Source organism: Kribbella sp. NPDC020701 (genome assembly GCF_055562215.1).
This window is the reverse complement of record NZ_JBVHFT010000031.1, coordinates 55,752-68,623: the sequence shown is the minus strand read 5'-3', so window position 1 is coordinate 68,623 and position 12,872 is coordinate 55,752. Positions and strand designations below refer to the sequence as shown.

The 12,872-nt window shown below is 67.8% G+C and carries 7 protein-coding genes; 6 read left to right on the top strand and 1 reads right to left on the bottom strand.

The features are described 5' to 3' along the window. Nucleotides 1-592 precede the first annotated feature (592 nt). A complete protein-coding gene (locus ACZ3HV_RS42200) occupies nucleotides 593-2,470 on the bottom strand; it encodes a hypothetical protein (RefSeq protein WP_465693350.1) in 1,878 nt (625 codons plus the stop codon). 142 nt (nucleotides 2,471-2,612) lie between these two features. Between ACZ3HV_RS42200 and ACZ3HV_RS42195 the strand changes: the two genes are divergently transcribed. The 6 genes from ACZ3HV_RS42195 to ACZ3HV_RS42170 all read left to right on the top strand — a co-directional run bounded on the left by ACZ3HV_RS42195 (nucleotide 2,613) and on the right by ACZ3HV_RS42170 (nucleotide 12,787). Then, a complete protein-coding gene (locus ACZ3HV_RS42195; RefSeq protein WP_465693348.1) occupies nucleotides 2,613-3,674 on the top strand; it encodes an ATP-binding protein in 1,062 nt (353 codons plus the stop codon). Beyond that, nucleotides 3,667-5,451 (top strand): vWA domain-containing protein, encoded by a 1,785-nt coding sequence (locus ACZ3HV_RS42190; protein WP_465693346.1) that lies wholly within the window; start codon nucleotides 3,667-3,669, stop codon nucleotides 5,449-5,451. The genes ACZ3HV_RS42195 and ACZ3HV_RS42190 overlap by 8 nt, the downstream gene beginning before the upstream one ends. Nucleotides 5,452-5,515: 64 nt before the next feature. Then, nucleotides 5,516-6,730 carry an MFS transporter gene (locus tag ACZ3HV_RS42185; RefSeq protein ID WP_465693344.1) on the top strand — a complete coding sequence of 405 codons (1,215 nt, stop codon included), beginning with the start codon at nucleotides 5,516-5,518 and terminating at the stop codon, nucleotides 6,728-6,730. A 344-nt stretch (nucleotides 6,731-7,074) separates the two neighbouring features. Continuing rightward, on the top strand, nucleotides 7,075-8,739 hold the full coding sequence (locus ACZ3HV_RS42180) for an ABC transporter ATP-binding protein (protein ID WP_465693342.1): 1,665 nt from the start codon (nucleotides 7,075-7,077) through the stop codon (nucleotides 8,737-8,739). Beyond that, nucleotides 8,736-10,610: an ABC transporter ATP-binding protein gene (locus tag ACZ3HV_RS42175; protein WP_465693340.1), complete on the top strand. Its 1,875-nt coding sequence runs from the start codon at nucleotides 8,736-8,738 to the stop codon at nucleotides 10,608-10,610. The genes ACZ3HV_RS42180 and ACZ3HV_RS42175 overlap by 4 nt, the downstream gene beginning before the upstream one ends. Nucleotides 10,611-10,753: 143 nt before the next feature. Then, on the top strand, nucleotides 10,754-12,787 hold the full coding sequence (locus tag ACZ3HV_RS42170; protein WP_465693338.1) for a golvesin C-terminal-like domain-containing protein: 2,034 nt from the start codon (nucleotides 10,754-10,756) through the stop codon (nucleotides 12,785-12,787). The last annotated feature ends 85 nt before the right edge of the window (nucleotides 12,788-12,872 follow it).

Genomic DNA, 12,872 nt, shown 5'->3' with positions numbered 1-12,872 from the left:
AACTGAACGGGCAACCCCTTGTGCTGGTGGCGTCCCCGCGGACCGACGGCGGCCAGTCCGCGCCAGGCGCGGACAGATCACCCACACATCAAGCATGAGAGCCGTTTCTTCCCAGCCGGGACCGTAGTTCCACTCGGTGCTCCACGTCGCCACGGCGAGATCGGCCCAGCGGTCAGCGGTGCCGAGGTTGGCCAGGTCGACTTGGCCCGAGTACTTGGACCGCCGTCGCGGGATCCGCCTTCCAACGATCGCTGACGGCGCTATCCCCGGGCAGACCAGCAGTAACCATCCAGGCTCCATCCGAGTCCGCTCCGTGGTCGAGGACGACCGGCACCGAGGCGAACTCGGTCGCCCATTGCAGCCGCAGTACTTCCGCTGTCAGGTCGAGCCCAGATCCTGCCGGCGCCCACTTCGCGAATCTGCGCGACGGCCCACTGCCGATCTGAAAGGTCAGGCCCCCAAGCCCATTCCGCCACACCGGCACCACGGACTGGTCGCATCCAAGCCGACGAATCTGCACAGGCACGGCAACATCAGCAGGCGGAGGTCCACTGATCAGCACGCCCCCCATCCTCCCGCGCCCGCAGGCCTCTCAGTTGACGCGGAGGAAGGCGATCGCGTCGATGGTGGCGGGGGCTGTGGAGGTGGAGACGATTTTTACGGGGCCGGTGCGGAGGGGGGTGATGGGGAGGTAGGTCACGACTCGGGAGGTCGTGGTGGCGGCGAGGTTGACGGTGCCGATCTTGATGTTGGCGTGGTAGACGTCGACGCGCCCTTGGCCGGGGCCGTGGATGGCTACCAAGGCGATGCGGGCGGCTGCCTCGGTGGGTTTGGTGAGGTAGGCGCCGTTCGCCTTCAGGATCGTGGTGGTGCCTTGGAAGGCCAGAGTGCTCGTCGAGCGGGTGACGGTGCCGGCTGAGGTGAGGGCGCGGTCGTCCTGGGGCGCCACGGAGCAGAGCTGCGGAGACCATGCGGACAGGTTCCCGAGGTAGTCGCGGGACCGGACCATGAAGCACTCGTCCCAGCCCAGGCGCGGTGCGTAGGAGATGCTCGTGATCCTCGTGTTCTGCCACGTCGCCGGGTACATCCACTTGCCCAGCGCGACACCTGGCGCGGCGACCTTGTAGACGACGTCGTACGACGCCACGTCCGTGTCGTCCTTGTACGTCCACCGCACCAACGTCGGCGAACCGAGCTCCACCCGGTCTCCGATCCGCCAGGTCACCAGCGACGGCGCAGTGCCATCGACTTCACTGCAGTACGACGCACTCCACGCGCTCACGTTGCCGGCGTAGTCACGCGCCCGTACCTGCCAGCACGTGTCGGTCCCGATCGGTGCGCTGTAGCTCGCACCCGTCGTCTTGAGCCCCTGCCACGACGGCACCTGGTTCCAAGCGCCGTACGGCGACGTCCGGTTGGGGCGCTGCTGGATGCGCAGATCGGACGAGTCGACGCCGGTGGCTGGCGAGTTCGGGTCCTGTGGGTCGGTGAAGGCCCACTCGAACGACAGGCTCGTGTTGTCCCGGATGCGCGCACCCGCCGACGCACTGGTCAGCACCGGCGCCACAGTGTCAGGACGCTGCTGCGGGTCCGCCGTGAGCCAGCTCAGGCTGATCACACGCGGTTTGCTGTCGGGATCGGCGTACGCGATCTTGGCGGCGCCAGACCCGTCAGTACGGAAGCCGGCGGGCGCGGTGCGGATCGGGCCATAGCGGCGCTGACCGAGCGCCCGGTCGTTGAGGTCAGTCACCAGCAAGTCAGAGCCGGATGCCTGCACAGTGAAGCCGTTACCCAGCTGAGCATCCGCCGCCACGGTCAGGTCCCGCGGAGCCTCCGGACCCTTCACGTCGACCACCTGGTTGCAGCCGCTCAGCAGCGCCCAGCGACCGTTGGCGCGATCCGGACCGACGGTGCACGCACTCGCGACCAGGACGGTCTTCACCACACCAGTGGTCAGGTCCTTCCCATCCAGATGACCAGGCTCGGTCACCTTCCAGACCGTGCTGTCGGCCATCGCGAACGGCGGTGCGTAGTCCGCCAGCTTGGTCTTACTCGCCACGTCGTACACCTCGGCCGTGGCAGCGTTCGGGGCACGGTGGGACACCAGCTTGCCGCCCTTGCCCAGCACGACCTCATCGGCCGCGGGGAACGTCAGCCCGCCGACCTTCGCCGTAGTGCCCGCGAAGGTGAGCAGCGATGGCCCCTCCACCTGCAGCGGTTTGGTGTCGTTGGTTCCACCGGATGCGGTCCAGGTCGTACCGTTGTTGCTCGTCTCGTAGACGGTGTGGTCCTGCGGGTCCGACACGACCACGCGTGTCCCTGACATCCCCACGTCGGCCGCGGTGTGCCCCGGGACGAGCGCCCCCTCCCCCAGGTGCGCAGGCGGATCGGCTGCCATCACCTGACTCGCCGCCAACGGAACCAGTACGACGGCGCACGCGACCGCAGCCACCTTCACCCGAAACCCCACCACAAGAACCCCCCAGTTCGCCTAGTACACCGGGCCGCACCCTAGCCAGTAACCACCAGTAACGGAAGCCAGGCCCGAAAACCATGTGACACGCCCTGGGCCGAAGAGGATCCTGAAGGGCTGACCAAACGGAAAGGAACGGATGCAGGCGGGGATCACGGTATCGGCGGCGGAACTGCCCGAAGTGCTCCTGCACGTCGCAGTGGTGCGCCCGGTCTTCCTGTGGGGAGCGCCGGGGATCGGGAAGAGCAGTCTGGTACGGGCGTTCGCGGAGTCACTCGGTCTGGACTGTGTGACCCTCCTGGGGACCCAGCTCGCGCCGGAGGACCTGATCGGCGTACCGCAGATCGTGGACGGGCGCAGCCGGTTCGCACCGCCCGTGGCGATCGCGCGGGACGAGCCGTACTGCCTCTTCCTGGACGAGCTGAACGCATCGTCCGCCGAAGTGCAGAAAGCGTTCTACTCACTCATCCTGGACCGCCGGATCGGTGAGTACGAGCTGCCCGAGGGGTCCGTCGTCATCGGGGCCGGCAACCGCGCCACCGACAACGCACTGGCCCGGCCGATGGCCAGCGCACTGGTCAACCGCCTCGTACACGTCCACCTCCGCGCGTCCGCGACGGACTGGCTGCGCTGGGCCGGTACGGCGGGGATCCACCCGTGGGTACTCGACTATCTGCGCAACCGCCCGGACCACCTCTGGACCGCACCGCCGAAGACCGAGGAGCCGTTCTCGACCCCGCGGAGCTGGCACATGCTCTCGGACGCGCTGCACTCGTACGGCGACAACGTGTCCGACGAGACCCTGCGAGTACTTGCCTTCGGCACCTTGTCCGCCGCGCACGCCTCCGCGTTCCGCGCGTACGTGAAGACGGTCCGGAACGCCTTCGGGCTGGACGCCGTGCTGAAAGGCGAGACCGGCTGGCCGGCCGCTCCGGAGGACCGCGACCTGCTCTACTTCCTGGCCGAGACCTTCCGGGCCCGACTGGTGAAGGAACTGGCCGCGGACAAGGCATCGGCGAGTCCGGCGGCACGGCAGCTCGCACACCGTGGCAAGGCGCTGCTGGTCGAGCTCGCCGAGATCTCGCTCGAGGTAGCGCAGCTGGTGATCGCCGCGGACGACGACGGCCGCCCGGTGCTGCCGACCTGGTTCCTGGTCGAGGTCAGCCGCGACCTCCCCCGCCTGGTCGCGGCCCGTGCCTAAGCGCCGGAAGGCCGGCAAGGACCCGGCGTTGGAGGCGATCCAACTCGGCTGGCAGACAGTCTCCAAGCACCCACTGTTCGCACCGATGACCGCCTGGCACGCGGCCGTCCGCCGCAGTGACGACTGCCCGCCGGACGCCTGGGCCACGATCGACTCCAACGGCGAGATCGTCAGCCACCCGAGCCGGAAGGCGTCAGCCGAGGAATGGACGTGGGTCTTCGCGCACCTGCTCATCCACCTCGGCCTCGGCCACGCCGACCGCGACCGCCCGGCACCGGACCCGGCCGCTAGCGCCGCGTGCGACGTGGCCGTCAACCGCTACCTGCACTCGCTCAAGCTCGGCACACCGGTCGTTCAGCTACCGCCGAGCTTCCCCGCCACGGATGAGGAGGCGCTCGCCCGGCTGTGGCGGCGCGAAGGCATCCCGCCCGAGTACGCCGGTCTCGGAGTCGCCGGCGGACAGTCCGACGTACTGCAGCAGCGCTGGAACGGATACGGCGATCCACCGAAGTGGGGCGAACTGTTCGCAGCCGGACTGTCTGCGGCGGCGGCCGCCGCGGTGGACGTCGCGGGCGGAGCGCGGACGAGGCTGACGGATCCGCACCGCAGCCAGGACAAGTGGGACCTGGCCCTCGCCTGGTTCGTCTCGTCCTACCCGCTGCTCGGCGCCATCGCGTCCAGCATGAAGATCGTTGCCGAGGCAGAGCTGGCCCGTGGCTGGGATATCCAGGTCGCCGCCGTCAACGCAACGGTCGGCGAGATCTACGTCAACCCACTGGTCGGGATGACGCAGAACGAGTGGCGGTTCGTGATGGCCCACGAGATGCTGCACGCCGCTCTGCGCCACGGCGAGCGCGTCGGCGGCCGCGACCCGTACCTGTGGAACGTCGCAGCCGACCTGGTCATCAACGGCTGGCTGCTCGAGATGGGCGTCGGCGCCATGCCCGACGGCGCGCTGCACGATCCGGCACTGAAGGGCATGTCCGTCGAGACCGTGTACGACCGCACCACCACAGACCTCCGCCGCTACCGCAAGCTGGCGACACTGCGGGGCGTCGGTCTGGGCGACGTGCTCGGGCATCCGCTGCCGCATGCGGGGGAAGCAGCGCGTGCTGCCGGGCTGGACGACATCTACCGACGTGCACTGAGCACCGGGCTGGCCTACCACGACTCTGCTCGCGGCACTCTGCCTGCGGGTCTGGTCGAGGAGATCCGCGCGCTGGACCACCCACCGCTCGCTTGGGACGCACAACTGGCCCGCTGGTTCGAAGAGCACGTTCCGGCCGTTTCCAAGATCCGCACGTACGCGCGCGCGTCCCGACGCCAGTCCGGTACGCCGGACATCCCGCGGCCAGGGTGGATCCGGCCGGTCGAGGTGGACCGGCTCCCGACGTACGGCGTGGTCCTGGACACCTCCGGATCGATGGACCGAGAACTGCTGGGCAAGGCGCTCGGCGCCATAGCGTCGTACTCGCGGGCTCGCGACGTACCGGCCGCGCGGGTCGTGTACTGCGACGCGGTGGCGTACGACGCCGGTTACGTGCCGGTGGACGACATCGCGGGACGCGTGCAGCTACGCGGTCGCGGTGGGACCGTGCTGCAGCCCGGTGTGGACCTACTTGAGCGTGCAGACGACTTCCCGGTGGACGGACCGATCCTGCTCATCACCGACGGGCACTGCGACGTTGTCCGGGTACGGCGGGAGCACGCTTGGCTGATCCCGGCCAGGGCGTCGCTGCCCTTTACTGCAAGGGGTCCCGTGTTTCGCGTGCAGTGAACACGCTCTGCTGCGGGTGAACAACCGTAGTCGCCTGACTCTGATGAGTGACAGGTTACTGGTCATGGCATGGGTCGTGAGAGGCGAGTTCCGCAAGCTATGGATCGGGCAGCTGGTGTCAGCCTCCGGCAGCGCCATCACTACGGTCGCCCTGCCACTCGTTGCCGTCGTCACGCTGCATGCCTCGGCTGTGCAGATGGGTGCACTGTCCGCGCTGACTATCGCGCCGCATCTGGTCTTCGGACTGCTGGCAGGCGTCTGGGTGGACAGGTGGTCGCTCAGACCGGTACTGATCTGGACGGACCTCGGGCGGCTCGTTCTACTCGGTTCTGTCCCAGCGGTCGCGGCGCTGGGCTCCCTGCGGATCGAGCAGCTCTACGTGGTCGCCGTACTGACCGGAGTACTGACGCTGTTGTCCGACACCGCGTCCCAGACGATGATCCCGTCGCTCGTGCCACGCGAGGACCTCATGCGGGCGAACAGTGCGGCCCTGCTGAACTTCAACCTGGCCTCGACGGCCGGTCCGTCCGTGGCCGGGTTCCTGGTGCAGGTGCTGAGCGCACCGTTCGCGATCATCGTCGATACGGCGTCGTACGTCGTGTCGGCGGTGGCGTCGTACCTGATCCGGGAGCCGGCCCGGGCGCCCGCGCCGGACCGGTCCGAGGTGCGGCTGTCAGCTGGACTGCGGGTGCTCTTCGGCAACCGGATCCTGGCACCGCTCATCAGTTCGGCGACCGTGGCATCGATGGCCGGTGCGGTCCAGGGGCCGCTGATCGTGCTCTATCTCATCCGCGAGCTGCACCGGTCGCCGTCGTTCGTCGGTGTCCAGCTGACGACCTTCGGCGTCGCCGCGGTGCTCGGGACCTTCGTAGCCACGCCATGGTGCCGCCGGGTGGGCATCGGCCGCGCGTATCTGTCCGGTGCCTTCCTCGCCTCGCTCACCGGCGTGGCGCTGTTCACCGGCCGCACTCCGATGATTCTGCTCGGTCAGGTCTTCGCCGGCCTCGGCATGTCCCTGTTCGGCGTCCCCCAGCGCACCCTGCGCCAGGCGGCCGCGCCGCCTCACCTCCTCGGCCAGGTCACCGCCAGCTGGCGCACTCTGGTCATCGGCGGTCAAGCCGTCGGCGCCGCCGGTTCCGGCTTCCTCGCCACCGCCATCGGCATCCGCCCCACCTTGCTCCTGGCCACCGCCGGCATGCTCGCCGGCGTCCTGATCGCCTTCTTCTCACCCCTCCGCACCTGCCGATCCCTCCCGGCCGAGACCCCAGTGGCCAGCTGACCAACGATCGATGGCCAAGCACTGATTACGAAACGCGATAGCTGTGACCGGGGTCACCGCGTGGCCCCGGGCCCGCTTATTGCAACCAGTGGTTATTCATCGACGGGGAATGGAAATCGGGGGACAAGCGCTTACCTACTGAGCGATACTGGAAAGTGCGCCTGTTTCAGGTCGCGATACCCCTTGAACCGAGCATGATGGGAAGTGCGCCCGTCCAGATGCCCTCAGAGCACCCTGCCCAAGCGCCGTCGATTGCATCCCCTACCACCCGAGCCCCCGAACGCAGCCGCAACCTCTGGCGGCTCCGTCCCTATCTCCGGCCACACCGCTGGCGCCTGGCGGTCATGTTCGTCACCGCCATGCTGGGCGTCGCCGTCAGCCTTACCGTTCCCCTGGTCACCCGGGCCATCATCGACGGGCCGGTCACCCGTCGTGAGCTCAGCATGCTGGTCCCACTGGCCCTGCTGGCCCTCGGACTGAGCATCGCCGAGGTCCTGCTGGTCTGGGCCCGCCGGTGGGCCCAGTCCCGTGCCGTCAGCGACCTCGAGGCGTCCCTCCGGCACGATCTGTACGTTCGGCTGCAGTCGCTGCCGATGGAGTTCCACACCCGGTGGCAGAGTGGTCAACTGCTGTCCCGGGTCACCACCGACCTGTCCACGATCCGCCGCTTCATGGGCTTCGGTCTGCTGTTCCTGGTGATGAACATCCTGCAACTGGTCGTCGTCACTATCCTGCTGCTCCAGCTGTACTGGCCGCTCGGAGTGGTCGTGCTGGTGGCCGCAGTGCCGATCATCGTGGTGTCTTTGAAGTTCGAGCGCAAGTACTTGCTGATCTCCCGCAAGGTCCAGGACCAGCAGGGCGACCTGGCCACCCGGATCGAGGAGTCGGCGCTCGGCTTCCGGGTGATCAAGGCGTTCGGCCGGCGTGGACACGTCCAGGGACAGTTCGACGACGAGGCGATCACGCTCTACCACACCGAAGTCCAGAAGGTCCGGCTCGCTTCGCGGTTCTGGAGCTTCCTCGGCGTGATCCCGAACCTGACCCTGGTGATCGTGCTGCTGCTCGGCGCGCTCGCGGTGGGCCGGGAGGCGATCACGCTCGGCACCCTGGTCGCGTTCATCACGCTGATGCTGTCGCTGATCTGGCCGGTGACGTCGCTCGGCGGCATCCTCGCGATGGCCCAGGAGGCGATGACGGCGGCGGACCGGATCAGCGAGATCCTGGACACCCACTCGGTGATCCAGTCCGGCCCGGAGGAGCTGGTGAACTCCCGCGGTCACCTGCGCTTCGAGCACGTCGGGTTCCGGTTCTCGCCCGACTCCCCCGAGATCCTGCACGACATCAACCTCGATCTCACCCCCGGTACGACGCTCGCCCTGGTCGGCGCGACCGGATCCGGCAAGACCACCCTCACCGCTCTGATTCCCCGCCTGTACGACGTGACCGCCGGGCGGATCACCGTCGACGGGCACGACATCCGGGATCTGAGCCTGACGTCGTTGCGGACCGCGGTCGCGTCCGCCTTCGACGACCCGACGCTGTTCTCGATGAGCGTTCGGGAGAACCTCACCCTCGGCCGCCCCGACGCCACCGACGCGGAGGTCCAGCAGGCGCTCCAGGTGGCGCAGGCCGAGTTCGCCAACGAGCTGCCGTGGGGGCTGGAGACCCGGGTCGGTGAGCAGGGCATGTCACTGTCGGGTGGCCAACGGCAGCGGCTCGCACTCGCCCGGGCCGTGCTCGCCAAGCCGGCCATCCTCGTGCTCGACGACACGCTCTCCGCGCTCGACGTGCACACCGAAGCCCTGGTCGAGGAGGCACTGCGCAACGTGCTCTCCGAGACCACCGGCATCGTCGTCGCGCACCGCGCGTCGACCGTGATGCTGGCCGACCAGGTAGCGCTGCTCCAGGACGGCACGATCACCCACGTCGGGACCCATCACGAGTTGCTCGCGGAAGTTCCGGCGTACCGGCAACTGCTCGCAGCAGAGGAAGAGGAGGTGCACGCATGACGACGACCCAGCAGACACCTCCGGAAGATGAAACGCGGGACGCGGAGGAGACTCCGAAGCAGTCCTGGCGGGGAGTCTTCGAGGACGACAGCGACCGGGAGTTGTCGAGGGCAACGACTGTCCGGCTGAAGGAGGACTCCCGCAAGCTGCTCGGCGAGCTGCTCCGGCCGTACTCCAAGCTGATCTGGATCCTGGTCGTGATCGTCGTGGTCGAGAACGGCGCCCGGCTCGCGGTGCCGTACCTGGTCCACCTCGGCATCGACAACGGCATCCCGCCGATCCTGGCCGGTGAGGGTCCACGGGACCTGATCACCGTCGTGATCGCGGTCCTGGCGAGTGCACTGCTCCAGGCGTGGGCGCGGCAGTTGTTCCTGATGCGGTCCGGCAAGCTCGGCCAGACGATCCTGCTCGGCCTGCGCCGGCGGGTGTTCGACCACTTCCAGCGGCTCAGCCCGTCGTTCCACGACAAGTTCACCTCCGGCCGGGTGATCTCGCGGCTGACGTCCGACGTGGGCGTGATCGACGAGATGCTGGCCAACGGGTTCGACGGCCTGGTCACGGCGCTGCTGACCCTGATCGGTACGGCGATCCTGCTGCTGACGCTCGACCTGAAACTCGGTCTGCTCGCGTTGCTGTCGTTCCCGGCGCTGCTCCTGCTGACGGCGTGGTTCCGGAAGCGGTCGGCGGTCGTGTACCGGCAGACCCGTGAGGCCGTCGTACTCGTCATCGTGCACTTCGTCGAGTCGATGACCGGGATCCGTGCGGTCCAGGCGTTCCGCCGGGAGCCGCGGAACGAGGAGATCTTCCACGGGGTCAACGACAGGTACCGGCAGGCGAACCTGAAGTCGTTCCAGCTGAACGCGATCTTCATGCCGTCGATCAAGGGCGTCGGCAACGTGACGATCGTCGCGATCCTCGCGTACGGCGGTTACCAGGCGTACCACGGTCACGTGACGGTCGGCGTACTGACCGCGTTCCTGCTGTACCTGCGGCAGTTCTTCGAGCCGCTGCAGGACATCACGCAGTTCTACAACACCTTCCTGTCCGCGAGTGCGGCGCTCGAGAAGCTGTCCGGCGTTCTGAACGAGAAGCCGGATGTGCCGGAGCCGATCGAGCCGGCCAAGCCGGGTCGGGCCCGCGGTCACCTGGAACTGCGGAGGGTCGAGTTCCAGTACGTCGATGGCGTCAAGGTGCTGCCCGGCCTGCAACTGGACGTGCCGGCCGGTCAGACCCTGGCCCTGGTCGGTACGACGGGCGCCGGTAAGACCACGATCGCCAAACTGGTGGCTCGGTTCTACGACCCGACCGGTGGTCACGTGCTGCTGGACGGTGTCGACCTGCGGGACCTCACCGAGGACGACCTGCGCGAGCGGGTGGTCATGGTGACGCAGGAGAACTTCCTGTTCACCGGGTCGGTGGCCGACAACATCCGGTTCGGCAAGCCGGACGCGACCATGGACGAGGTGGTCGAGGCCGCCAAGGTGATCGGCGCGCACGACTTCATCATGGCGCTGCCGAACGGGTACGAGACGGCCGTGGAGAAGCGCGGAAGCCGGTTGTCCGCAGGTCAGCGGCAGCTGGTCGCGTTCGCCCGTGCGTTCCTCGCGGATCCCGCCGTACTGATCCTGGACGAGGCGACGTCGAGCCTGGACATCCCCAGCGAGCGGCTGATCCAGCGCGCACTGCGGACCATCCTGGCCGACCGTACGGCGATCGTCATCGCCCACCGCCTGTCCACGGTCGAAACGGCCGACCGGGTCATCGTCCTCGAATACGGCCGCATCATCGAGGACGGCGCCCCCGACACCCTCGTCACCACCAACGGCCACTACGCCGGCCTACACCAAGCCTGGGAAGACTCCCTGGCCTGACCCGCACCCCGAAAACTGCTCCCGGTCGCACCTGACCGAGAGCAGTTTTCTTTTCTTCCAGAAGTAATACCTATTAGCGTCTAGCGAGACAGTCAAGCAGCCGGGTACGTTCCTGGCACCTTTCGCCCGGTGAGGAGAAGTGGATGAGCTTGCCGATCAGTCGTCGTACGTTGAATCTTGGGCTTGCGGCGGGTGCTGCCGCGGCCGCTGTCCCGGTGAGTGCCGGTGCTGCACCGCCGCCGCGTGGTCGTGGGGGTAAGCATCGTCAGGCTGCGGCGCCGTTCTTCAGTGAGACGACGTTGTGGGACAACACCGTCGACCCGCTGGCTAGCTACTTCGTCTATGGATTCGTTGCACTGCCCAACGACACGCTGATCGCGTGTACCGAGGGGCGCCACGAGGTGTGTGATGCGGGGCCGCACGACCTGCTCATCCGGCGCAGTCTGGATCGCGGACAGACCTGGACGCCCACCCAGGCCGTGGAAACCTCAGTGGACGGGCAGAGCTGGGCCAACCCCACCTTCGTCGCCGACAACACCACCGGCGAAGTGTTCCTGTTCTACAACCTCTGTGCGCGTCTGCCGGAGAACACAAGTTGCTCCTCGGACACCGGCATCCTGCACTATCGCTCCAGCACCGACAGCGGCGTCACCTGGAGCGAACGGCACAGTCTGGACGGTCTGTTCGACAGCTTCCCATTCAACTGGGAGATGCACGGTCCAGGCCCCGGCCACGGTATTCAGCTCCACTCCGGCCGGCTCCTGCTCACCGTGTCGCACCGCACGATCATCACCGGCGTACCTGCGGCCGACCGCAGCTATGGCGCTTCCACGGTCTACAGCGATGACCACGGCCGCACCTGGAAGATCGGTGGTGAGGTGCCGATGGGGACCGGCCTGCCCACGGTTGGCGAGGCGCGACTGCTGCAGCGGGAAGACGGCTCGGTGCTGATGAACAGCCGCCCGGGCTCCGGCAACGACTGGCCGCGTGACTTCGCCATCAGCAACGACGACGGGCTCACCTGGTCCCGTGCGGTGATGGAGTTCAGCGCGGGGCTGTTCAACGGCTGTGACATGGGCTTCCACCGGTACACGGGCGGTCCGGGCAGCCATGACGTCAACCGGGTGCTGTTCAGTCGGCCGGACGCTCCGATGCGGTGGAACATGACCGTCTCGCTGAGCTATGACGAGGGCAAGTCGTTCCGCTACAGCCGCTCGATCAGCCAGCTCCGGGGGTACTACTCCGACCTCGCCCGGCTGTCCGACGGAACCATCGTGTTGCTCTACGGCTGCGACGGTGACGTTGACGGCAGTCCGCGTCGCGTGGCGGTCGCTCGCTTCAATCTGGAGTGGCTGACCCAGGGCCGCGACAGTCTGGCCACCGGGCCGACGCTCACGACAGCGACGTACGACATGAACTATCCGAGACTGCCGGTGGCCGCTGCAGGCGCGTACATCGAGCAGGCGCTCCAGGTAGAACGCGACGACACCTATGAGCTGTGGCTGCGCTACTACCGCTCGTCCGACGGCGGACTGGTCACGGTGACGGTCGATGGCCAGGCTCCGCGCACCAGTGCGATCGACCTGACCGCGTTCCGCGGCGATGGGTACGACGTCGTACTGCTAGACCGGCGCCGTCTCCAGCCGGGCCGGCACACCGTCCGCTTCACTCTTGCCGGCACTGGCAGAGGCGGCGGTACGGCGGTCGCAGTCGAGCAACTGACTCTCGTGACAGCGGCGGCGACCGCTGACGTCCGGGAGGAGGTCACCGTCGACAACGGCGGGCTCGGCTTCGAGACGGTCGGCACGTGGGCGAGCGGCCGGAGCATCCTCGGGTACTACGGCTTCAACTACCTCACCCACGCCAAGGGCACCGGTGCGAACCTGGCCCGCTTCCGACCGGCCATCCCAGGCGCTGGCAGCTACGAGGTGTTCGCCTCGTACACCGCCGACCCCAACCGCGCTTCCAACGCGAAGTACGTCGTACACCACGCAGCCGGTACGACGACTGTCACGGTCAACCAGCGTGTTCGCGGCGTACCCGATCCCCGCACCGGCGAATGGGTCTCGCTGGGCACCTTCACCTTCAACGCCGGCATCGACTCCTACGTGGAGCTCAGCGACAACGCGGACGGGTACGTGATCGCCGACGCGATCCGTTTCCGGCGCTTGCCCTAGCCTCAGCTGTCGAACACCTCGACCGCCTGCTGAACCCGGGTAGGCGGTCAGGTCGGGTGAGTCCTCGCCTCTGATCGCCCGGGCG

Bases quoted from the DNA above. Each gene is read 5' to 3' on its own strand.
- ACZ3HV_RS42195 (WP_465693348.1), top strand. From the start codon at position 2,613: ATGCAGGCGGGGATCACGGTATCGGCGGCGGAACTGCCCGAAGTGCTC.
- ACZ3HV_RS42185 (WP_465693344.1), top strand. From the start codon at position 5,516: ATGGCATGGGTCGTGAGAGGCGAGTTCCGCAAGCTATGGATCGGGCAG.
- ACZ3HV_RS42180 (WP_465693342.1), top strand. From the start codon at position 7,075: ATGTTCGTCACCGCCATGCTGGGCGTCGCCGTCAGCCTTACCGTTCCC.
- ACZ3HV_RS42175 (WP_465693340.1), top strand. From the start codon at position 8,736: ATGACGACGACCCAGCAGACACCTCCGGAAGATGAAACGCGGGACGCG.
- ACZ3HV_RS42170 (WP_465693338.1), top strand. From the start codon at position 10,754: ATGAGCTTGCCGATCAGTCGTCGTACGTTGAATCTTGGGCTTGCGGCG.